Below are 22,582 nucleotides of genomic sequence, written 5' to 3'. Positions count from 1 at the left end.
CCCGGGAGCGGGGCGTCCCCTGTCATGTCCCTGGCGTCTCACCCATTCGCCCGTTATGCTCCCGATGTGGAGCTCGACGTGAGACACCTCCGGGTGCTGTGCACGATCGCCGACAGCGGCAGCCTCCGCAAGGCCGCGCTGCACCTCGGCATGACCCAGCCCTCCCTCACCACCCAGCTGCACCGCATCGAACGGGCCGTCGGCGGCACCCTGTTCACCCGCGAGCAGACCGGCAGCCGGCCCACCGCGCTCGGCCACTCGGTGCTGTCCCGGGCCCGGCCGGTGATCGCCGAGATGGCCGCGCTGGTCGCCGCCGCCCGGCAGGAGGCCAGGAACGCGGCCAGCGGCGAACGGGCCCGCCAACTGCGGATCGGCAGCGTCGGCAGCCGAGTGGTGGCGGCCTGGCTGCGCCGGGTGCACGAGCGGCTGCCGGAGACGGACACCACCATCCACATCGACATCTCCGCCAACGCCCTGCTGCGGATGGTCGCCGCCGACCAACTGGACGTCGCCTTCGTGCACGAGAGCGAGGGCTTCCCGCTGCGGGTACCGGCGGACGCCGAGCACCGGGTGCTGATGACCCGGGAGCCGCAGTTCGTCGCGCTCGCCGCCGGCCACCCCGCCGCCGCCCGCCCGGTGGTGCACCTGGCCGACCTCGCCGAGGACACCTGGATGGTCGACCCGACCGCCGACCACGAGTACGCGGCGATGCGCCGGGTCTTCACCGAGGCCGGGCTCAACCCCCGGGTGGTGCAGGTGCGCGACAACGCGACCGCCGCCGAGCTGGTCGCCTCCGGCGAGGCCGTCCGCCCCTGCCAGCCGACCTCCGCCCCCGGGCCCGGCACGGTCGTGCGCCCGGTGCACGGCGACCCGCTGACCGTCCGGTTACTGCTCGCCTGGCGGCCGCGCGCGCTCAGCCCGCCGGCCCTGGACGCCCTGTACGGGGAGCTGCGCGCGGCCTACCTGGACCTGGCGCAGGTCAACCCGGCCTACCGGGCCTGGCTCTCCCGGCAGGACCAGACGCTGCACCACCTGATCGGCCCCTCCCCCGACGGGGACCCCGGCGACGGGCAGCCGCCAAGGTCCCGCCCCTCGTCCGGCCGGGACGGCCACGCCGGACGGGACGGCCTCCAGGGGCGGGACGGTCACGCCCCGCCGCGGGCGTGCATCGTCACGCCGAGCGCCACGGTGGCCGCGCTCACCAGGCCCGCCGCCAGGACGCCGGAGCCGCCGGCCGCCGTGCACGCCAGCACCGCCACCGCGGCGGCCGGCAGCAGCGCCTGCTCGGCCCCGGTCTTGACGTGCCTGGCGTGCAGCAGCCAGACGGTGAACAGGTAGAGCGCGGTCGGCACGGTCACCGTCGCGGTGGCCGCCGCCTCGGAGACGTGCGCCTTGTGGACGGCCGACTCCACCGCCACCTCCAGCCCGGCCCCGATCGCCGCCGCCGAGCCGAACACCAGGTAGTGGCCGTACCCCCAGAGGAACGCCTGCCGGTTGGAACGCAGGTGGTCGTGGACCGGCCGGGCGAAGTAGATCCACCAGGCGGAGAAGCAGACCAGCAGGCCGCCGACGGCGACCGGCACCAGCCGGCCCAGTCCCTCGTGCTCGTCCACCGCCGACTGCACCGCGACGGTCGCCGCCGCCACCGTCTCGCCGAGCACGATCAGGGTGAACAGGCCATACCGCTCGGCGATGTGGTGCGGGTGCCAGGGGGTCTGGACGCGCAGCTCCGCGATCACCGGCACGGACAGCTCGGCCAGGATGCCCAGCGGGATCACGTACGGCCGGACGTCGTGCGGCAGCACCAGCATCACGCCCCAGCCGATCTGGCAGAGCGTGATCCCGACCGCGTAGCGCAGCGCGACCGTGCGCGCCTGCCCCTCCTCGCCGGCCGCCGCGCGCAGCCACTGGGTGACCATGGCCAGCCGCATCACCATGTACCCGATCACCGAGAGCACGAGGTCCTGCTCGGCGAACATCCGCGGCACGCCGGCCGCCAGGATCAGCACGCCCGCGATCTGCACCAGCGTGGTGACCCGGTACGGGACGTCGTCGCAGTCGTACGCGGAGGCGAACCAGGTGAAGTTCATCCAGGCCCACCAGATCGCGAAGAACGCGAGGGCGTAGCCGGTGAGGCCGTCGCCGTAGTGGCCGGCGGCCAGGTCGTGGGCGAGCTCGCGGCCCGCCTGGCCGACCGCGACCACGAAGCAGAGGTCGAAGAAGAGCTCCAACGGGGTGGCCACCCGGTGCGGCTCGTCCCGGCTGCGCGGCACCATCCGGCTCACCGGGTGCCGGTCGCTGTGGTGCGGGCGGTGGACTGCGGCGGGTTCGCTGGTCATGGTCGGGTCTCCGGGCTCCGGGACGGGCGGGCTGCGCCGTCCCGCCGCATCCTGGCAGCGGCCCGGGCCGGGCGCACGCACCGGCGCGGCCGCCCTGCGACGGCTGGGCGGAGCAGGCTACCCGCGGGGCCGGAGCCGTGCCCGGGGCCGCGTCCGGGGCCGTGCCCGCCGCCGCCCGGGGCTGCGGCGCGAGCCGTGCCGGAACGTGCCGCGCGTGTCGCTTTCTCCCGATGTGCCGTTCCGTCAGCGAGAGTTGACGTCCCGGTGCGCGAACCGGGTGACAGCCCGGCGGGTTTCCGGGCGCGCCCGCTGCGTACGGCACGGCGGCCCGGACGACCCCGCTAGATTCTTCCCCGGTTGGAAGCGGGCGGGTCCGGAGGAGACCCCATGACACGGGCGGCCTGCGGGCATCGCGGAAGGTCAAGGCCGGTGGCAGGAGCACGGGGGCGGCGGAGCCGACCTTCCCGTGTCCGCACCACCGGCCTCGTGATCACCGCGCTGCTCGCCAGTGCCCGCCGGGCCGTCGATGCCCGCCGCGCCGCCGCGGCTACTTCTCCCAGCCCACCTTGGCGTAGTCGACGCCGGCCAGGCCGAACGCACCGTAGTTGGCCAGCCCCTTGCGGGCCGCGACGACGGTCGGCCGCTGGTACAGCTCGACGGTGTGGCCCAGCTCCCAGATCCTGGCGTCCGCCTGGTTGTAGAGCTTCGCGGCCTCCACCGGGTCGATGGTGCCGGCCGCCTTCTTGAGCAGCCCGTCGATCTCGGGGGTGCCGAGCTTGGAGTAGTTGCCGAAGACGTTGTCGCCCTGCGGCAGCCGGAAGTTGGTCAGGCTGGTGGAGAGCGGGAACGAGTCGGTGTTGCGCCAGCTGGCGATGTCGAACTTGCCCTGGTTGACGTACTTGGTGAAGAAGTCGTTGGCCGGGACCTTGTCGAGTTCGACCTTCACGCCGGCCGCCAGCCACATCGCCTGGGCGGCGGTGGCGAGGTCGACCTGGGCCTGCGGGGTGGACTCGTTGATCACGAAGTGCAGGGTCAGCGACTGGCCGTCCTTGGTGCGCGGCTGACCGCTGCCGGCCTCCTTCCAACCCGCCTCGTCCAGCGCCTTCCTGGCGGCGGCCAGGTCGAACTTGGCCCACTCCCCGGAGTTGTCCTGGTAGCCGGTCTGGTTGGGCATGAAGATGTGGTTGCCGAGCGGCTTGAACTCCACCGGCACGCCGTTGTTGGCGATCTTGATCAGGGCAGAGCGGTCGAGCGCCTTGCCGAGCGCCTGACGCACCTTCTGGTCCGCCAGTGCACCGCCGCCGCCGAACGAGAGGTGCACCTCGTCCCACGGGCTGGCGGACCGGATCACCGTGTCCTTGGCGTCCTTGAGCTGCGCGTACGCCGTGGCGGTGCCCGCCGCGGCGAAGTCGATCTCGTTGTTGAGGAACGCCTGGGTGGTCGCCGACTGGGACATCACCCGGAAGGTGATCTTCTCCGCCTTGGGCTTCGCACCCCACCAGGCCGGATCCGGGACCAGCGTGACGGTCTGGGCGGTCTTGTCCATCGCGGCGACCTTCAACGCCCCGGCGGTGACCGGGATCTTGTCGATCCAGCCCTTGTTGAAGTCGTCCGCCGTACCGATCCCGGCCGCCGGGATCAGCGGGCGGAACAGGTTCTGCCAGTCCGCGTACGGCTCCGAGAAGGTCACCTTGACCTCGTTCGCGTCGGCACCCTGCTCGACGCCGGAGATCAGCTCGTAGCCGGAGGAGTCGGCGATGTTGTAGCCGTCCTTCCTGCCGTTGCTGGCCTCCCAGTCGGCCTTGAAGTCCAGGTAGCCGAGTGGCTTCCCGTCCGACCACTTGGCCTTGGGGTTGAGCTTGTAGGTGATGACCTGCGGGGAGGTCGAGGTGACCTTGGCCTCCAGCAGGTAGTCGGTGACCGGCTTGAAGGTGCCGGTCTCGTCCGTCGTGAAGAGGTTCGGCTCCAGCTCCCGCATGATCTCGACCGCGTCGCCGTAGCGGCCGTCCACCTGGAACGGGTTCCACTGGGTGATCCACTGGTACAGCGGGAAGCGCACCTCGCCGCCGTCGCGCAGCTGGTCCGGCGACTTGGCGTTGATGTCGATCGCACCCTGCCGGGGAGGCTCGCTCTTGGCCGCGTTGTCGGCCGACCCCCCGCCGCCCGAGGTGCACGCGGTGGCCGCGAGCGCGACGGCCAGGGCGAGGGCGGCGGCCCGGCCGAAGCCGCGGGCCGGTGAGCTGGAAGCGTCCATGAGGGGTCCCCCCGTGAAAATGGCAGGTGGTGAGAGTCGCGTCGCAGAGGTGTGGCGAGGCTTGACGATGGGCAGCCAAGTTGGTGCCGGCGTCCAGAACGTAACAGCGGATCAGGACGAGTACCAGAGGCCGGAGTTCACACCTGATCCAAACGAAACGGGCCGCAACACTGCCGCAATACCGCGGCCGTGCACCGGTGCCACACTCTTGACCTGCACCTTTCCCTCACCGGCTCGAACAGGGCCACCGACCGAAGGCCACCCACCGATGCCCACCAGACGCGTCGGCCCCGCCCCCGTCCCGGGCGGCCGCTGATGCTCCGCTACCTGGCGAAGCGGCTCAGCTACTACGCGGTGCTGCTGATCGCCGCCGTGTTCCTGGCGTACGCGCTCTCCGCCGCGGCCCTCCAGCCGCGCACCTACTTCGAGGCCAAGGTGCCCCGGCCGGCCGCCGCCTCGGTCGAGCGGCAGCTCACCGAACTCAACCTGAACGACCACACCCCGGTCGTCGAACGCTTCGGCCACTGGGCCGGCGGCCTGCTGCTCCACGGCGACCTCGGCCGCACCATCCACGACACCCCGGTGATGGACGACTTCCGCCGCCGGATCTGGGTCTCGCTGCGACTGCTGCTGATCGGCAGCCTGCTCGGCATGGTCCTCGGCGTCGCGGCCGGGGCCTGGAGCGCGGTGCGCCAGTACCGCATGACGGACCGGCTGATCACCGTCCTCTCCTTCGTCCTGCTCTCCACCCCGGTCTTCCTGGTGGCGCTCTTCCTCAAGAACGGCGCCATCGCCGCCAAGGACGTCGCCGGCCACGAGGTCGTCCCCTTCACCGGGTACGAGACCCCCGGCCTGACCGGCGGCCTCGGCGCCCACCTCGGCGACTGGGCGCTGCACCTGCTGCTGCCCACCCTCTCGCTGGCGCTCGGCGGCCTCGCCACCTACAGCCGCTACCAGCGCGGCACCATGCTCGACGTGCTCGGCTCCGACTACCTGCGCACCGCCGAGGCCAAGGGGCTCACCCGCAACCGCGCCCTCCTCAAGCACGGGCTGCGGACGGCGGTGATCCCGATGTCGACGATGTTCGCCTACAGCTTCCTCGGCATCTTCACCGGCGCCGCCTTCACCGAGACCATCTTCGGCTGGCACGGCATGGGCGAGTGGTTCATCCAGTCGATCAACGAACAGGACGTCAACGCGGTCGTCGCCGTCAACCTGTTCGCCGCCGTCGTGGTGCTCGCCTCCGGCTTCCTCGCCGACGCCCTGCACGCCGCCCTCGACCCGCGTGTGCGGTCCTGACCGGAGGAGACCTGCTGTGACCGCCGTCGTCGCGGAGTCCTCCGCGCCCACCCCCGAGCCCGGTTCCGGTTCCGGCTCCGATCCCGCCACCGGGCCGGCCCCCGCGGCCGAGGTGACCGGCCGGGGCCGGCTCGTCCTCGCCCGGCTGCTCGCCGCCCGCTGGGCGGTGGCCGGTGCCGTCATCGTCCTGCTGCTCTTCGTCCTCGCCTTCGGCGGGCAGTACCTCACGCCCTGGGACTACGCCACCCCGGACTACAGCGCGCTGCGCCAACCCCCCTCCGGCGCCCACTGGTTCGGCACCAACGGGATCGGCCAGGACGTCTTCGCGCAGACCGTCCGCGGACTGCAGAAGTCGCTGGTCATCGGCCTGCTGGTGGCCCTCTTCTCGACCGTGCTGGCCTCGCTGTTCGGCGCCTGCGCGGGCTACTTCGGCGGCTGGACCGACCGGGCGCTGATGTTCGTGGTGGACCTCATGCTGGTCTTCCCCAGCTTCCTGATCATCACCATCGTCTCGCCCCGGCTGAAGGGAGCCGGCTGGCTCGCCTTCGTCCTGCTGCTCGCCCTCTTCAACTGGATGATCACCGCCCGGGTGGTCCGCTCGATGACCATCTCGCTGCGGGATCGCGAGTTCGTCCGGGCCGCACGGTTCATGGGCGTACGGCCGCTGCGGATCATCACCCGGCACATCCTGCCGAACGTCGCCTCCTTCCTGATCATCGACGCCACCATCGCCGTCGGCGGAGCCGTGATGAGCGAGACCGCGCTCTCCTACTTCGGCTTCGGCGTGAAGGCCCCCGACGTCTCCCTCGGCACCCTGCTCGCCGCCGGCACCTTCGACGCCCCGACCTTCCCCTGGCTGTTCTACTTCGCCGCCGGGCTGCTGGTGCTCTTCGTGCTGGCCGTCAACCTGATCGGGGACGGGCTGCGCGACGCCCTCGACCCCACCGCCGAGGCGGCCCGGGCCCCCCGTCGCCACCCCCGTTCCCGGAAGAAGCGGAACCGCACGTGACCCCCACCGTCGAAACCCCGCTGCCCGCGGCCCCGCTGCTGCACGTCCGCGACCTGCGGGTCGACTTCGCCGGGCCGCGCGGCACCGCGGTGCCCGCCGTGCGCGGCGTCGACCTCACCCTGCGGCGCGGCGAGACCCTGGGCATCGTCGGCGAGTCCGGCTCCGGCAAGTCCGTCACCGCGCTGGCCGTACTCGGCCTGCTGCCCGGCACCGCGCGCGTCCACGGCTCGGTCGAGCTGGACGGCAAGGAGCTGATCGGCCTGCCCGGCCGCGAACTCGCCGCCGTCCGCGGCCGCCGGGTCGCCATGGTCTTCCAGGACCCGCTCTCCGCCTTCACGCCCGTCTACCGGATCGGCGACCAGATCGTCGAGGCCCTGCGGATCCACCAGCGCCTCGACCGGCCCGCCGCCCGCGGACGGGCCGCCGAACTGCTCGACCTGGTCGGCATCCCCGCGCCCGACCGCGCGCTGGACAGCTTCCCGCACGAGTTCTCCGGCGGCATGCGCCAGCGCGCGATGATCGCCATGGCCATCGCCAACGACCCCGACATCCTGCTCGCCGACGAGCCGACCACCGCCCTGGACGTCACCATCCAGGCCCAGGTGCTCGACGTGCTCCGGACCGCCCAGCGGGAGACCGGCGCCGCACTCGTCCTGGTCAGCCACGACCTCGGCGTCATCGCCGGGATGGCCGACCGGGTCGCCGTGATGTACGCGGGCCGGGTGGTGGAGACGGCCGGCGTGGACGAGCTGTTCGCCGCGCCCCGCCACCCGTACACGCTCGGGCTGATCGGCGCGGTGCCGCGGCTGGACGCCCGCGGCGGGCCGCTCGTCCCGATCCCCGGCACGCCCGCCCCGATGGCCGAACTGCCGGCCGGCTGCCCGTTCGCCGCCCGCTGCCCGCTGGCCGAGGACCGCTGCCGGGCCGCGGAGCCCGGACTCGACGGCCCCGACGACCACCTGGCGGCCTGCGTCCGGGCCGGGGAGCTGGCCGAACGCCGGCCGGCTCCGGCCGAGGTGTACCCGGTGCCGGTGGTGCCGGGTGCTGTCGGCGGTGGCGGCGGTGCCGACGGCTCCGGGGCTGCGGCGGGTGCCGCCTCCGCGGACCGGGAGGGGCGCTCGCCGGTGCTCTCCGTCACCGGCCTCACCAAGACGTTCCCCCTGCTCAAGGGCACCGTCTTCAAGCGCAGGGTCGGCGAGGTCTACGCCGTGGACGGCGTCGAGCTGGACATCCGCCAGGGCGAGACGCTCGGCCTGGTCGGCGAGTCCGGCTCCGGCAAGTCCACCACGCTGTTCGAACTGCTGCGGCTCGCCGCCCCCGAGTCCGGCCGGATCGAACTGCTCGGACGGCACACCGCCGGGCTCTCCCGGGCCGACGCCCACCGGCTCCGGGCCGAGCTGCAGATCGTCTTCCAGGACCCGATGGCCAGCCTCGACCCGCGGATGCCGGTCGGCGACATCATCGCCGAACCGCTGCGCGCCCAGCACGCCGCCCGTGAGGAGATCGCCCGCCGGGTGCCCGAGCTGCTCCGCCAGGTCGGCCTCGACCCGGCACACGCCGTCCGCTACCCGCACCAGTTCTCCGGCGGGCAGCGGCAGCGGATCTCGATCGCCCGCGCGCTCGCCGTCCGGCCGAAGCTGCTCGTCCTCGACGAACCGGTCTCCGCACTGGACGTCTCCATCCAGGCCGGCGTGCTCAACCTGCTCCAGTCCCTCAAGGCGGAGCTGGGCCTCTCCTATCTCTTCGTCTCGCACGACCTCTCGGTGATCCGGCACCTCGCCGACCGGATCAGCGTGATGTACCTGGGGCGGACCGTCGAGCAGGGCGAGGTCACCGCCGTCTTCGACCGCCCCCGCCACCCCTACACCCGCGCGCTGCTCTCCGCCGTCCCGCTCCCGGACCCGCCCGCCGAACGGGCCCGCGCCCGCATCCTGCTGCCCGGCGACCCGCCCTCGCCCACCGAGCGCCGCACCGGCTGCCCGTTCCGCACCCGCTGCCCCGTGTACGCCGGGCTGGACGCCGGGGCGCGCGGCCGCTGTGAGGCCGAGGCCCCACCGCTGACCGGGCCCGCACCGGGCGTGGACCACCAGGCGGCCTGCCACTTCCCGGAGTAGCCGTCCCGCAGGCTCAGGGGCGCAGGCGTGCGGAACGGGAAGTCGGACCGGCCGACTTCCTACTCCGCGGACTGCGGCTTCGGCCGTGTCCTGTGGGCCCGGTCGGCCCGGTCGCTTTGATCAGCCAGGTCGCTCTGGCGGTCGGCCAGGGCCGCGGCGTAGCTGCGCAGGACCAGCCGGGCGGTCAGCGGGTGGTCGGCCAGCGGCTCGGTGACCGCCCAGGCGCCGAGCCGGGAGAGGGAACGGGTGAACCGTCCCGCGGTGAGGGCGTACGCGCCGACGGGCCCGGGCGTGACCAGCACGTGCCCGCCGGCCGGAGGCTCCGACGCGCCTGCGCCGTCCTCAAGGGTCAGCGGGACGGCCACCATCCGCCCCGCCACTCCGGCGGGCCGGTCACGGACCGTGGTCGGGTCGTGGCGATTCGGCGGATCGGGCCCACCCCGTGTAATGTTCTCCAGGTCAGCAGGCGCCGCTAGCTCAGTTGGTTAGAGCAGCTGACTCTTAATCAGCGGGTCCGGGGTTCGAGTCCCTGGCGGCGCACATGGCAAGATCTCAGGCCGTCCACTCCGGTGGGCGGCCTGAGGCGTTTCCGGGCGGGTAGGTTCCGGGGATACGCGGCGTCACTGGCCGCCCCACCGTCGGAGGTGCCCGTCCGTGGCTGCGCTGAACGCCCGCTCGATCCCCGAGGAACTGTTGCTGCTCTGTGCCGACCCGGTGCGCGGCAGGCTGCGCATCCCCTACGCCACCTTCTACCGGGTGATCGCGGGCGGCGCCGTCGCCGAACTGCTGGTGACCGGCGCCATCACCGTCGAGGAGCGGCGGATCACCGGGTTCCAGCCGCTGGGCGCGCACGACGAGGTCGCGGCGGGCGTGCTCGCCCGACTGGAGAAGGCCGGCAAGCGCAAGCAACAGCTCGGCCTGGACCTCGCGCTGCGCGGGATCCCTCGCAAGCCCGGCCTGACCCCCTACCTCGACCGGCTGACCGCCGACGGCCTGCTCACGGTGGAGAAGCACCGCTTCCTCGGCCTGCCCTACCGACGACACGTGGCGACGCGGCCGGACGTCCGGCAGGAGATCGCCGCGAGGGTCGCCGCCACGCTCGCGCGCGAGGGCGGCGCGCCCGCGGCCGCCGGGCCGGACGGGCAGCCGGCCGAACGCGACCGGCAGCTGGCCGGACTGATCGGTGCGGCGCGGCTGGACCGCCGGCTCTACCCGGGGTCGACGGGCGCCCCGACCCGGCGGGCCATCCGGCAGCTCACCAAGGAGCTGCCGATCGCCCGGGCGGTCCGGCGGGCCATCAACTCGGACTCCGCGGCCAACTCCAGCTGAGCCCCGCTTCGCGGCGGGAGGTCCGGGCCGAACCGGGAGGCGCGGGCGCCCCGGCGCCGTCCCGGTGGTCGGCCGGCCTCAGTGGGTGTCGAGGATCGCCGAGGCCACCGCGTCGGGGCGGTCGAACATCACCAGGTGCCCGGCCGGTGCGGTGGTGCGGAAGTCGGCCCCGAGCAGCGCGGCGAGGTCCCGCTGGCTGCCCAGCCACTCCCGGCTGCGGCGGGTCCGGCACCCGTCGTCGGCGGCGAGCACGGTGACCGGCAGCCCCTCCGGCAGCGGCGCCGTTCCGCGCAGGTCGGCCAGCGCGGCCGCCAGGTCCAGGTAGGCCGTGTTCTCCCGGAGCAGGGCGCGCAGGGCCCGCCCGGTCCGGTAGCAGCGCCGGACCAGCGGCGGCGGGGCGAGGTCCTCCCTGCGGACCGTGGCCGCCCGGGCGGCCAGCCGCCGCGCCACGGGCCCGAACAGGTACGGCACCGCGACGGCCGTGGCCGCGCCCGCGACGGTCCGCGCCGCCAGGTCGCGCAGCTCCGGGGCCGGCAGCGGGCGGGGGTCCGGTTCGACACTGCCGTCCAGCAGGACCAGCCCGGCCGTCCGCTCCGGGTGGAGCCGGGCGAAGGCCTCGACGTGGAACGCCGCCAGCGAGTGACCCGCCACCGTGCACGGCCCGCGCAGCCCGAGCGCGTCCAGCACACCGCGGATGCGCTCCGCCTCGCCCGCGAGCGTCGGGCCGGGGCCGGTGGCGGGCTCGGACGCGCTCAGCCCGTAACCGGGGCGGTCGAAGCGGACCACCGTGCGGTACGGGGTGAGGAAGGGGACGACCAGGTCCCAGTCGAACCAGCTGCTGCCGAGCCCGCCGGTGAGCAGGCAGACCGGGCCGCTGCCCTCGGCGCGGACGTGCAGGGGTGTGCCGTCGATGCGCAGGAACACCGCCGCCGGGCCCGTTCCCGCCCCGGCTCCCGCCCCCACCGCTCCCGCGCCTGACCCTGCCCCTGCCCCTGCCCCTGCCCCTGCCCCTGCCCCGGTCATCGCGGTTCCGCCCCTTCCGTGGGGGTCCAGCGGGCCGCCCTCCCGGCCGGCTGCTCCTCCGCGGCCCGCTCCCGGCCGTCCCGGGTGAGGCTCGCGGCCGACACGGCCGGCCAGATCGCGACCAGGAGCACCTGCAGGCGCCGGCCCGCGCCGAGCGACCAGGTGCCGTGGCCCGCCTCGAACGCGGCGATCGCGGCGAGGCTCCAGCCGGTGACCAGCAGTTCACCGGCCAGCAGCCACGACCCGTACCGGCGGACCGGCGGCCACCAGCCGTGGCGGCGGGCGGCCTCGGTGAGCAGGACCGTGACGGCCGGGGTCAGAACGGCGAGGCCCGCGACCAGGTCGGTGGCGCGGAAGAGCCCGCCCAGTGGCTGGTCCTCGGCGGCGAGTTCGCCGATGTACGCCCGGACCGGGTCGAGGCCGGTGCTCAGCACCACCTCCAGCACCCAGGCCGTGTACGCCACCGCACTGAGCAGCAGGGCGGCGACGAGCCGAGCGTTCCGGCGGCCGAGGTGGGGGCGGGGCACGTTTCCACCCTAACCGGCAGGAAAGTCCGCCCCAACCGGTCGAAACCGGACACCCGAAGCAGGCGGCAGACCCTCCGCGGCCAGGCGATGTCGCCCCGACCACCCCTCCCGGCCACGCCCCGGCCACCTCCGTGGTGCGAGGTACCCCTCCGGACCGTGTATTGTTTTCCGAGTCAGCAGGCGCCGCTAGCTCAGTTGGTTAGAGCAGCTGACTCTTAATCAGCGGGTCCGGGGTTCGAGTCCCTGGCGGCGCACAGACATTGGGGAGCCTCTCGCAGCAGCGAGGGGCTCTCCGATTTTTTTGCCCATCGACGTCCGTTTTGTGTGTGATGTCGGTCTCGCTTGCCGATCCGGTGGAGCCAATCGACCCTTTCGACGCGTTTTGGGCAGTACACCGGAAACGGGACACAGGTCCCTGACCGCCGATGTCCCCCGCCGTGCAGGCCGGCACGGTCCGCCCGCAGGAAAGGCCGCGCTTTGTCCCGAAACACCGAGAGCGGCCGTCGCATGCCGTCCGTCCGGCTCCGCCCGGTGAAGAGCCTGAAGCGCACATCGGAGCACCCGGCCGGCGGTGCCGGCCGCGGCGGCGGCAAGAAGGCCCGCCGCCCCAAGCGCACCGGGTGGCGCCGGCTGGTCCCGACCTGGCGGCTCACCCTGCTCGGCTTCGTCACCGCCCTGCTGCTCGGCATCGGCCTCTTCGCGCTGGGCATCACCCTGGTGAAGGTGCCGGACGCGCACGCCGCCGCGACCGCGCAGAGCAACACCTGGCTCTACCAGGACGGCTCGGTGATCGCCCGGACCGGCCAGACCAACCGGCAGAACGTCCCCCTGGACAAGGTCTCCCCCGCCGCCCAGCACGCCGCACTGGCCGCCGAGGACCGCAACTTCTACCACGAGGGCGCCGTCAACGTGCCCGGCCTGGTCCGCGCCGCCCTCAACACCGCCCAGGGCGAGGGCACCCAGGGCGGCTCCACGATCACCCAGCAGTACGTGAAGAACACTTACCTGAGCCAGAAGCAGTCCATCAGCCGCAAGGTGAAGGAACTCTTCATAGCGATCAAGGTGGACGCCACCCAGGCCAAGGACGACGTCCTCTCGGGTTACCTCAACACCTCGTACTACGGTCGCGGCGCCTACGGCATCCAGGCCGCCGCCCAGCAGTACTTCGGCGTCGACGCGTCCGCCCTCAACCCCGCCCAGGGCGCCTACCTGGCCGCCCTGCTGAACGCGCCGAGCGCGTACGACGTCGCCACCGCGACCCCGGCGGGCAAGCAGAACGCGGTCAACCGCTGGAACTACGTCCTCGACGGCATGGTGAAGGAGGGCTGGCTCTCCGCCGAGGAGCGCGCCGCCACCACCTTCCCCGACGTCAAGGACCCGCAGGCCCAGCTCGGCCTCTCCGGCCAGGCCGGCTACCTCGTCAACGCGGCGACCGAGTACCTCACCGGCAACCGGATCATCACCGAGTCCGAGCTGGCCAAGGGCGGCTACACCATCAAGCTGACCGTCGACCCGGCGCGCCAGCAGGCCCTCCAGGACTCCGTCCAGGCGCAGCTGCACGACACCCTCAACCCGGACAAGCGGAAGAAGGACGCGGCCGCCCAGGCCGGCGCCGTCTCCGTCGACCCGAAGACCGGCGCCGTGGTCGCCCTCTACGGCGGGGTCGACTACACCAAGCACTACATCGACAACGCGACCCGGCGGGACTACCAGGCCGGCTCGACGTTCAAGGCGATCGCCCTGGCGGCGGCGCTGGAGAACGACGCCAAGACCCAGTCCGGCCAGACCGTCACCCCGCGCACCGTCTACGACGGCACCAGCGGGCGCAAGGTCCGCGGCGGGAAGGGCACGCCCTACGCGCCGCCGAACGAGGGCGACAAGAGCTACGGCCAGATCACCCTCCAGCAGGCCACCGACTGGTCGGTGAACTCGGCGTTCGCCCAGCTCGCCCAGGACACCGGGCTGCAGAAGGTGCGGGACACCGGCATCGCGCTCGGCCTGCCCAGCAACACCCCGGGGCTCGAACCGGTGCCGTCCATCCCGCTCGGCGCCGCCACCCCGAGCGTGCTCGACATGGCCGGCGTGTACGCCACGCTGGACAACGGCGGCAAGCAGATCACCCCGTGGCTGGTGCAGTCGGTGGACCGCGAGGGCGAGGCGCTCCAGCCGCCGGCCCACAAGACCACCCAGGCGGTCAGCGAGGAGACCGCGCGCGAGGTCACCTCCATGCTCCAGGGCGTGGTGAGCGACCCGGGCGGCACCGGCTGGCGCGCCAAGTCCCTGGGCCGCCCGGTGGCCGGCAAGACCGGCACGACGGACGACCAGAAGTCCGTCTGGTTCGTCGGGTACACCCCCGAGCTGGTGACCTCGGTCGCCCTGTTCGGCCAGGACCCGGCCAGCGGTGCGCAGGTCAGCCTCAGCGGCACCGGCGGCATCGACGGCGCGGCGGGCGGTCAGTACCCGGCGCAGATCTGGACCGGCTACATGAAGGCCGCACTGAAGGGCCTGCCGGTCAGCGACTTCCCCTCGCCCTCGGACAAGGACGGCTCCTCGTCCGGTGGCGACGACACGTCGTCCGGCGGTACCGACGGCTCCTCGCCCCCGGCCGGGGCGGCCTCCACCCCGGCCTCGCCGGGCGGTGCGGCCTCCGCCTCGCCGGGTGGCCCGTCGGAGACGTCCGGCTCCCCCGGGTCCCCCGGCGGGCAGAACAACCCGGGCGGCTCGCGCCCCGGTGACGGCGGGGCGACCACCGCGCCCACCCAGCAGCCGACCTCCCGGCCCACGTCCCAGCCGACCACCCAGCCGACGGGCCGGCCCACCCGGACGCCGGCGCCGACCACCGCACCCACCACCGGGCCGACCACGGCGCCGACCACCGGCCCGACCACCGCTCCCCAGCCTTCGGGGGGCACGGGCGGCTCGGGCACGGGTAGCGGCACCGGTGCGGGCGCGGGCGCGGGCTCGTTGACGGGGGCCGGGGCGGGGCAGTAGCGGACTTGTCCGCAAATCTGCCGTTGCGCACAGTTAGGGGCAGGACCAAATGCCGGAATGGCACCTTACCGAACCGCGGGAATGACTGTCACAATGCGCGGGTGTACAGCTCAAAGCCCCTGCTCGGCCGATCCCCGGGCAGAACCCTCGGTCTCCTCCTCGCGCTGGTCTCCGCCTTCTCCTTCGGGGGCTCCGGCACCGCCGCCAAGCCGCTGATCGAGGCCGGACTCTCCCCCCTGCACGTGGTCTGGCTCCGGGTGACCGGCGCCGCCGTGGTCCTGCTCCCGCTCGCCTACCGTCACCGCGACGCGGTGCTCCGGCGGCCCGGCGTGCTGCTCGGCTTCGGCCTGCTCGCCGTCGCCGGCGTACAGGCCTGCTACTTCGCGGCGATCTCCCGGATCCCGGTCGGCGTCGCGCTGCTCATCGAGTACCTCGGGCCGCCGCTGCTCATCGGCTACGTGAAGTTCGTCCAGCGCAAGCCGATCAGCCGGGGCTCCGCGATCGGCGCCGGCATCGCCGTGGCCGGACTCGCCTGCGTGGTGGAGGTCTGGAACGGCCTGAGCTTCGACGCCCTGGGCGTCCTCTTCGCCCTCGGGGCCGCCTGCTGCCAGGTCGGCTACTTCGTCCTGGCCGACGCCGGCAGCCGCGGCGACCGCCCGGTCGACCCGCTCGCCCTCAGCGCGTACGGCCTGCTGATCGGCGCGATCGTGCTCACCGTGTTCGCCCGCCCGTGGGACGCCGACTGGAGCCTGCTCGGCGGGAACGTCGTCATGAACGGGCACTCGCTGCCCGCCCTGGTCCCAGCCGCCTGGATGATCCTCATCGCGACCGTGCTCGCCTACCTGACCGGCGTGATCTCCGTCCAGCACCTGTCGCCCCCGGTCGCCGGGGTGCTGGCCAACCTGGAGGCCGTCGTCGCCACCGTGCTGGCCTGGATCCTGCTCGGCGAGCACCTGGGCGCACCGCAGATGGCCGGCGGCCTGCTCGTCCTGGCCGGCGCCTTCGCGGCCCAGGCGAGCAAGCCAGCCGCCCCGGCCGACGAGGTGCGGGCCGGGGTGCCTGACGGAGGTGCTGTGGCAGGTGCGGGCGCCGGGGCGGGTGCTGTGGCAGGTGCGACCGCGTTGGGCGAGCGGCTGGCGCGTGCGGCCGTGGAGCAGGGTGCCGCAGGACAGGGCGCTGCGAGGCAGGGTGCCGGGGTGCAGGGTGCCGCAGGGCAGGGCGCCGGGAACAGGCCCGGTGCCGAGCCCGGGGTCAGTGGCCGACCCAGCCGAACCAGTCGAGGTGATTGAGCGGCCACACCACGGCCGAGACCGGCCCGACCACGTTGTCCACCGGCACGGCGCCGCCGCCCGGGCCGCGCTGGTGGTACCGCGAGTCGGCGGAGTCGCTCCGGTGGTCGCCCTCGACCCAGACGTAGCCCTGGGGCACCGTCACCGGGCCGAAGTCGAGCCCCGCGCAGGAGTCGTCCCCGGGGTGGAGGTACGGCTCGTCCACCTTCGCCCCGTTGACGGTCAGCGCGGTGCCCGAGCACTGCACGGTCTGGCCGCCCGTCGCGATGACCCGCTTGACCAGGTAGTTGTCGTCCTTCGGCGGAATCAGGCCGACGAAACTGAGCGTCGAGCTCACAGCCCGCGAGATCGGGTTGCCGTCGGTCGGCTGCGGCGGCAGCCACTCCCCCGGGTCCTTGAACACGATCGGCTCGCCGGGCTTCGGCTCCCAGCCGGTGAGCGGCGCGAACTTGTTCACGCCGACCCGGTCGCCGATCCGCAGCGTGTTCTCCATCGAGCCGGACGGGATGGTGAACACCTGGAACAGGCAGGTCTTGATCAGCAGCGCGACCACCAGTCCGACCGCCGCCATCGCGGGGATCTCTATCCACCACGGCCGGTGACGACGCCCCGCCCGCCGGGCCTTCCGGCCCCGCGCCCGCCGCGCCGCGGCCCGTCCGCCTCCGGGGACACCGGGAGCACCGGGGGCGCCATGGCCGGCACCGGCAGCCGGGGCCGGACCGCTCCCGGCATCGCTGTGCGTATCGGGCAGGTTCACCGCCATCGTCGCTGCTCCACCTCTCCGGCTGGGGGAACCTGCACGCTACGCCACCGACGAAGCCTCGCGAAATCGGGCATTTACCCGCGCCAGACATCCGCGCCTCGCGGACGGAGGGCGGACCGGACGTGGACGGGACACCGACGAAGGCGGACAGGGCGCGGACGGGGCACGCGCAGGACCCGGACAGTACGCGCGCCGGGCACGGACGGGGCGCACGCAGGACGCGGACAGTACGCACGCGGGGCGCGGACAGGGCGCGGGAGATAGGCGCTGGGGAACCTGCCGCGGGCTGCCGCGGCCTGCCCGGCCCGCCAGGGCTCGGGAACGCCTCGGCGCGTCGTCAGCCGGCGACGGTCTGGCCGGTCACCGCATCGCTGGCGATCTTCTCGTGGTGACGGATCACCTCGGCGATGATGAAGTTGAGGAACTTCTCCGCGAACACCGGGTCGAGGTGCGCCCCGGCGGCCAGCTCGCGCAGGCGCCGGATCTGGTCGCGCTCCCGCGCCGGGTCGGCCGGGGGCAGCTTGTGCTCGGCCTTGAGCCGGCCGACGCGCTGGGTCGCCTTGAACCGCTCGGCCAGCATGTGGACCACCGCGGCGTCGATGTTGTCGATGCTCTCGCGCAGGCTGGTCAGCTCGGCCCGCACGGCATCGGCGATCCCCTCGGGCAGTCCGGCATCGGGGGTCGTGGGGTGATCCGTCATCGGGGCGGCTCCGCGGCTCTCTGGTTGGTCGGCACCCGGCCGTCCGAAGGCCGGGGTCCAGGCCCGGGCAAATCTAACAGGGCCCCCGGTGCGGATCCTCACCATTTGGCGCATCCGTCCACGATCCGGACGGCGAATGGACGGGCCGACCGTCACCGGCGCCCGAACCTGCGGTTTTCCCGCCGCAGCACCTCGCCAGACCCTCGCCACACCCTCGCGGCGCCACCCGCGACCGGCCCGCGGCCTGCCCGTAGTCTGGTACGCGGCATGACCGGAAGTGACGACTCAGCAGTTCCTCAGTAACGGAGGTACCGATCGTGGCAACCACTCGCACCGCACGCACCGCCTGGGAAGGCAACCTACTCGACGGCAAGGGCCGGGTGACCTTCGCCTCGTCCGGCATCGGCGAGTACCCGGTCTCCTGGCCCGCCCGGGCCGAGGAGCCGAACGGCAAGACCAGCCCGGAGGAGCTCATCGCGGCCGCTCACTCCGCGTGCTTCTCCATGGCCCTCTCCAACGGCCTGGCCGGCGCGGGCACGCCGCCCACCAAGCTCGACACCCAGGCCGATGTCACCTTCCAGCCGGGCGCCGGCATCACCGGCATCCACCTGACCGTCACCGGCGAGGTGCCCGGCCTCGACGAGGCCGGCTTCGTGAAGGCCGCCGAAGACGCCAAGGCGAACTGCCCGGTCAGCCAGGCCCTCACCGGCACGACCATCACCCTCACGGCCAAGCTGGCCTGACCCTCCGACGCTTCGTTCCGGCCGCGCACACAGAGCGTTGCGACCCGGCTGAACGGCGCGCTCCCGGCGCTCGACCAGCGCCCGGGGCGCACGGTGGTAGCAGACGCCCCTGGTGCACATCATGTGATGTGCACCAGGGGCGTCTGCATGTACCGCCACACATGATCCGAAAGCAGGCGAATCACCCTGGCGGCGGTTACCGCGCGTTGCCGCCGCGTCCTATGATCGGCCGCAGCGCCCTGTTCTTCTCTTCACGCGGATCCCCATCCGAGTGCTCCTCCGCGAGCGCTCCGCCCCGGACCGCGAGGACCTCGACAGAATGCGCGAGCCGGCCGCCGCAGTTCCGGGTGACCGGCCGGACCAGCGTCAAGCATCAAGCGTCAGCAGCGGACGGGAGCATGCCGTGCCGGGCCAGAACGAGGGGGCCGACGCACACCACCCAGGCGTGCGGCACGAGGAACCGCAACACCACCGCCACCTCCGGACTCCGGTCCTGCACCACGCCCACGGCACGGCCGTCGGAACCACGACGGGCGACCCCCGCGGTACCACCGCCGACGCGGTCACGGCGATCGACGCGCTCACGGCGGCCCCGGCGATCGACGCGCTCAACGCGGTGGACGCGGTGGACGCGGTCGACGCGGTCGACGCCGTGAACGGTGACCCTCTCCTCCTTCTGCCGGGTGCCCCGCCCGGGACAGGCGCCGAGGGCGCGGACGGCGCCCACATCGTCCGCTGCCCCACCTGCTCCGCCCCGCTCGCCCGCGGCACACACCGGCCCGCCGACGGGGCGGACCTGCCGGCCGGGGGGACCGACCGGCTGCTGGCCGCACTGAGCGCGAGCGAATCCCGGTTCCGGGCGGCCTTCTGCGACGCCGGCATCGGCATGGCCCTGATCGATCCCGAAGACCGGATCATCGAGGTCAACCCCGCCTTCGCCGCCCTGATCGGCTGCGAGGCCGGCGAGCTGGTCCGCACTCCGGTCCGCGAGATCATCGACCCGGAGGGGATGCCGGACCGGCTCTTCCCCGAACTGGTCCGCGGCAAGCGCGAACGGCTCCGGGTGGAGAAGCAGCTCAGGCACCGCGAGGGCCGCACGGTCTGGTGCAAGGTGACCGTCTCCCTGATCCGGGACGGAGCGGGCAGTCCGCTCTACACCCTCGCGATGGTGGAGGACATCACCGAGCAGCGCCGGCTCGGCGACCGCCTGGAGTACCAGGCCCTGCACGACCCGCTGACCCGGCTGCCCAACCGGACCTTCTTCTTCGAACGGCTCGACGCCGCGTGCCTCGCGGTGACGGCCGGCCCGGCGGCCGGGGGCACGGACGCGTCCGTGGGCGAGGGCACCAGCGCTGGCACCGGCGAGGCGGCCGGCGGCCCCGGTTCGGGTTCGGCGGGTTCGGGCCCAGTGGCTGCGGGTTCGGACCCGACGCCTGCGGGTTCGGGCGCCGACGCCGACAGTGGCCCCGACTCCGGGGCGGCCGCCGAGGAAACGGACGAGCGCCGGGTGGGCGTCTGCTACCTGGACCTCGACGGCTTCGCCGCGATCAACGAGACCCTCGGCCACCACATCGGCGACCAGTTGCTGATCGCCGTCGCCACCCGACTGCGGCGCGGGTTCTCCGAGCACAACACCCACCTGGTGGCCCGGATGGGCGGCGACGAGTTCGCCGTCCTGGTGACCGACAGTCAGGGAAGCAACCAGCTGACCGCGCTGGCCACCCGGATCCTCGAAGCGCTGGAACGCCCCTTCGACGTGGCCGGGCACCGGCTGGTGGTGACCGCCAGCGTCGGCGTCGTCGAACGCTCCGTGCACGAGACCACGCCGACCGACCTGGTCAAGGACGCCGACGCCACCCTCTACTGGTCCAAGGCGGACGGCCGGGCCCGCTGGACCCTCTACGACCCCGACCGGGGTGCCCACCAGCTGACCCGCCAACTCCTTGCCACCGCACTCCGCCCGGCCCTGGAACGCGGCGAGTTCACCATCGAGTACCAGCCGCTCGTCGGACTCGCCGACGGGGCGGTGCACGGCGCGGAGGCGCTGGTCCGCTGGCGGCACCCGCGCTACGGGACGCTCTCGCCCGACCGCTTCATCCCACTCGCCGAGGAGTCCGGCGCGATCGTGCCGCTCGGCAAGTGGGTCCTGGAGGAGTCCTGCCGTCAGGCGCAGCGCTGGCTCAGCGAGTTCCCCGACACCGAGACGTTCGTGAGCGTCAATCTGGCCGCCCGCCAGATCTGGGACTCCGACGTGGTCGCCGACGTGGCCCAGGCGCTCGACAGCACCGGCCTGCCGGCCCGGCTGCTGCAACTGGAGATCACCGAGAGCGCGCTGCTGGGCCCGGGCGGCCGGCCGTTGCAGGCCTTGCAGGCGCTCGCCGACATGGGCGTCCGGATCGCGATCGACGACTTCGGCACCGGCTACTCCAACCTGGCGTACCTCTCCCGCCTGCCGGTGCACGTCCTGAAGCTGGACGGCACCTTCATCGAGGGGTTCCGCGACCCGGCCCCCGCCGGCAGGACGGAACTCCCCGCCTTCGGCTCCCGCCGGAGCGACGCCGACGAGCAGATCGTCGGCGCGATGGTGCAGTTGGCGCACACCCTCGGCCTGACCGTCACCGCCGAGGGGATCGAGAGCGCGGCACAGGCCGAGCGGCTGCGGCTGACCGGCTGTGACACCGCCCAGGGCTGGTACTTCGCCCGACCCGGCGAGGCCGAACTCGTCGCGGCCATACTCCGGGAGAGCCGCCCCGGGCCGGACGAGCTCCCGGGTGCGGCTCAGCAGTAGCGGTACGGGCGGTACGGGCGGCGCCGCCTGCGAGGCCCGGGCGGTACGGGCGGTAGGGGCCGTGCCGCCTGCAAGGCCCGGGCGGTACGGGCGGTAGGGGCCGTGCCGCCTGCAAGGCCCGGGCGGTAGGGGCCGCGCCGCCTGCAAGGTTCTGGCAGCACGCGGGGCCGTACGGCCCGCTCCCGTCCTCCCCGGGCCTCCGCCCGCCCTCGCGCGGGCCGGCGCTACGCCCCGGTCAGCCCGTAGGCCTTGGCGATCAGCCCGTACGAGCGGTGGCGGGCCTCGTGGCCGTGGATGTGCGAGGTGACCATCAACTCGTCCACCCCGGTCCGCTTACGCAGGGCCTCCAGCCCGTCGGCGACCTCACCCGGCGCGCCCAGGACGACGTTGCCCAGCCAGTCGTCGACGAAGTCCGCCTCCAGCGGGCTGTACGGGTAGGCCTCGGCCTCCTCCGGGGTGGGGATGGGGCCGGGGTTGCCGCGCCGCAACCGGAGCATCCCGAGCGCCGCCGAGCGGGCCAGCCGGCGGGCGGACGCCTCGTCGTCGGCCGCGACCGCACTCACCCCGATCAGGGCGTACGGCTCGTCGAGGACGGCCGAGGGGCGGAACGACGAGCGGTAGAGGTCGAGGGCCGGGAGGGTGTTGGTGCTGCTGAAGTGGTGGGCGAACGCGAACGGCAGGCCGAGCCGGCCGGCCAGCTGGGCGCTGAAGCCGGACGAACCGAGCAGCCAGACCGGCGGCCGCCCGTCGCCCTGGGGGACGGCCGTGAGCCGGGCGTACGGGTGACCGGCCGGGAAGTCGCCGTCGAGGAAGTGGGTGAGTTCGGCGAGCTGCTGGGGGAAGTCGTCCGCCCCCTCGGCGAGGCCGCGGCGCAGGGCCCGGGCGGTTGCGGGGTCGGTGCCGGGGGCTCGACCCAGTCCGAGGTCGATGCGTCCGGGGTGGAGTGCCTCCAGCAGGCCGAACTGCTCGGCGATCGCCAGCGGGGCGTGGTTGGGCAGCATGACCCCGCCCGAGCCGAGCCGCAGCGTCGTGGTGCGGGCCCCGAGGTGGGCCAGGAGGACGGCCGGGGTGGAGCTGGCGACACCGGGCATGCCGTGGTGTTCGGCGACCCAGAAGCGGTGGTAACCCCACTCCTCCGCGCTGCGGGCCAGGGTCGTGGTCGCGGCCAGCGCCTCGGACGGGGTATAGCCGACACCGACGGTGGCCAGGTCCAGGATGGAGAGCGGCGCGGGCGCCGTACCGCGGGCGGTGCCCCGGATCGCCGCGCCGGTCTGCGGCTCGGGACCGCGCTCCTGGTGGTCCTCGGTGGTCATGCCCTCCGCCCTTCTGGCCGCCCGGGCGGCCGTGGTCGCGGCCGTCGTGGCCGCCGTCTCCGTGGCCGTCGTCCCGGCCGTCTCGAACGGCCGCGCCCTGG

General features: G+C 73.6%; 16 protein-coding genes, 2 tRNA genes and 1 pseudogene. 11 read left to right on the top strand and 8 right to left on the bottom strand.

What is annotated here, in order from left to right:
• Window positions 1-24: 24 nt before the first annotated feature.
• A pseudogene (locus tag C2142_RS25055) lies at window positions 25-1,017 on the top strand (LysR family transcriptional regulator); the annotation flags it as partial.
• Window positions 1,018-1,145: 128 nt separating this feature from the next.
• Here the strand turns inward: C2142_RS25055 and C2142_RS25050 are convergent.
• Window positions 1,146-2,339: a low temperature requirement protein A gene (locus C2142_RS25050; protein ID WP_148645041.1), complete on the bottom strand. Its 1,194-nt coding sequence runs from the start codon at window positions 2,337-2,339 to the stop codon at window positions 1,146-1,148.
• Between the two features lie 547 nt (window positions 2,340-2,886).
• Window positions 2,887-4,593 (bottom strand): ABC transporter family substrate-binding protein, encoded by a 1,707-nt coding sequence (locus C2142_RS25045; protein WP_148645040.1) that lies wholly within the window; start codon window positions 4,591-4,593, stop codon window positions 2,887-2,889.
• Window positions 4,594-4,908: 315 nt separating this feature from the next.
• Between C2142_RS25045 and C2142_RS25040 the strand changes: the two genes are divergently transcribed.
• The 3 genes from C2142_RS25040 (at window position 4,909) to C2142_RS25030 (ending at window position 9,015) form a co-directional block, all read left to right on the top strand.
• Window positions 4,909-5,892, top strand: a complete 984-nt coding sequence (locus C2142_RS25040; protein WP_148645039.1) for an ABC transporter permease — start codon at window positions 4,909-4,911, stop codon at window positions 5,890-5,892.
• 112 nt (window positions 5,893-6,004) lie between these two features.
• Window positions 6,005-6,901: an ABC transporter permease gene (locus C2142_RS25035; protein WP_148645894.1), complete on the top strand. Its 897-nt coding sequence runs from the start codon at window positions 6,005-6,007 to the stop codon at window positions 6,899-6,901.
• Entirely contained in the window at window positions 6,898-9,015 is a 2,118-nt protein-coding gene (locus C2142_RS25030; protein ID WP_206671022.1) for an ABC transporter ATP-binding protein, read from the top strand. Before C2142_RS25035 ends, C2142_RS25030 begins: the two co-directional genes overlap by 4 nt.
• Before the next feature lie 59 nt (window positions 9,016-9,074).
• Here the strand turns inward: C2142_RS25030 and C2142_RS25025 are convergent, their stop codons facing one another.
• Complete coding sequence (locus C2142_RS25025; RefSeq protein ID WP_148645038.1) at window positions 9,075-9,383, bottom strand: hypothetical protein; 309 nt, start codon at window positions 9,381-9,383, stop codon at window positions 9,075-9,077.
• Window positions 9,384-9,481: 98 nt separating this feature from the next.
• Here C2142_RS25025 and C2142_RS25020 point away from each other — a divergent pair.
• Window positions 9,482-9,555 (top strand) — tRNA-Lys (locus C2142_RS25020).
• Window positions 9,556-9,669: 114 nt separating this feature from the next.
• Complete coding sequence (locus C2142_RS25015) at window positions 9,670-10,344, top strand: GPP34 family phosphoprotein (RefSeq protein ID WP_148645037.1); 675 nt, start codon at window positions 9,670-9,672, stop codon at window positions 10,342-10,344.
• A gap of 78 nt (window positions 10,345-10,422) precedes the next feature.
• On the opposite strand, the gene C2142_RS25010 is transcribed toward C2142_RS25015, so the two are convergent.
• On the bottom strand, window positions 10,423-11,268 hold the full coding sequence (locus C2142_RS25010) for an alpha/beta hydrolase (protein WP_241002765.1): 846 nt from the start codon (window positions 11,266-11,268) through the stop codon (window positions 10,423-10,425).
• A 95-nt stretch (window positions 11,269-11,363) separates the two neighbouring features.
• A complete protein-coding gene (locus tag C2142_RS25005; protein ID WP_148645035.1) occupies window positions 11,364-11,894 on the bottom strand; it encodes a DUF998 domain-containing protein in 531 nt (176 codons plus the stop codon).
• Between the two features lie 180 nt (window positions 11,895-12,074).
• On the opposite strand from C2142_RS25005, the gene C2142_RS25000 reads away from it, so the two are divergent.
• From C2142_RS25000 to C2142_RS24990, 3 genes are all read left to right on the top strand, one after another.
• A tRNA-Lys gene (locus C2142_RS25000) sits at window positions 12,075-12,148 on the top strand.
• Window positions 12,149-12,371: 223 nt separating this feature from the next.
• Entirely contained in the window at window positions 12,372-14,885 is a 2,514-nt protein-coding gene (locus tag C2142_RS24995; RefSeq protein WP_241002764.1) for a transglycosylase domain-containing protein, read from the top strand.
• 101 nt (window positions 14,886-14,986) lie between these two features.
• The gene (locus C2142_RS24990) at window positions 14,987-16,174 is read left to right on the top strand and encodes an EamA family transporter (RefSeq protein ID WP_241002763.1); all 1,188 of its coding nucleotides are present in this window, start codon (window positions 14,987-14,989) and stop codon (window positions 16,172-16,174) included.
• Here C2142_RS24990 and lepB read toward each other — a convergent pair.
• Together lepB and C2142_RS24980 are read right to left on the bottom strand one after the other, a co-directional pair.
• Window positions 16,137-16,937 (bottom strand): signal peptidase I, encoded by an 801-nt coding sequence (gene lepB / locus C2142_RS24985; protein ID WP_277347272.1) that lies wholly within the window; start codon window positions 16,935-16,937, stop codon window positions 16,137-16,139. The genes C2142_RS24990 and lepB overlap by 38 nt on opposite strands.
• Before the next feature lie 337 nt (window positions 16,938-17,274).
• Window positions 17,275-17,637 carry a chorismate mutase gene (locus C2142_RS24980; RefSeq protein WP_148645033.1) on the bottom strand — a complete coding sequence of 121 codons (363 nt, stop codon included), beginning with the start codon at window positions 17,635-17,637 and terminating at the stop codon, window positions 17,275-17,277.
• Window positions 17,638-17,954: 317 nt separating this feature from the next.
• On the opposite strand from C2142_RS24980, the gene C2142_RS24975 reads away from it, so the two are divergent.
• Together C2142_RS24975 and C2142_RS40340 are read left to right on the top strand one after the other, a co-directional pair.
• Window positions 17,955-18,380, top strand: a complete 426-nt coding sequence (locus C2142_RS24975; RefSeq protein ID WP_148645032.1) for an OsmC family protein — start codon at window positions 17,955-17,957, stop codon at window positions 18,378-18,380.
• 445 nt (window positions 18,381-18,825) lie between these two features.
• Complete coding sequence (locus tag C2142_RS40340) at window positions 18,826-21,168, top strand: bifunctional diguanylate cyclase/phosphodiesterase (protein WP_241002762.1); 2,343 nt, start codon at window positions 18,826-18,828, stop codon at window positions 21,166-21,168.
• Window positions 21,169-21,392: 224 nt separating this feature from the next.
• Here the strand turns inward: C2142_RS40340 and C2142_RS24960 are convergent, their stop codons facing one another.
• The gene (locus C2142_RS24960; RefSeq protein ID WP_148645030.1) at window positions 21,393-22,481 is read right to left on the bottom strand and encodes an LLM class flavin-dependent oxidoreductase; all 1,089 of its coding nucleotides are present in this window, start codon (window positions 22,479-22,481) and stop codon (window positions 21,393-21,395) included.
• Window positions 22,482-22,582 lie beyond the last annotated feature (101 nt).

The organism is Streptomyces sp. CB01881, from assembly GCF_002953255.1.
Taxonomy (GTDB): Bacteria; Actinomycetota; Actinomycetes; order Streptomycetales; family Streptomycetaceae; genus Kitasatospora.
The sequence above is the reverse complement of the archived record's forward strand: the minus strand, read 5'-3'. Positions and strand labels throughout refer to the sequence as shown.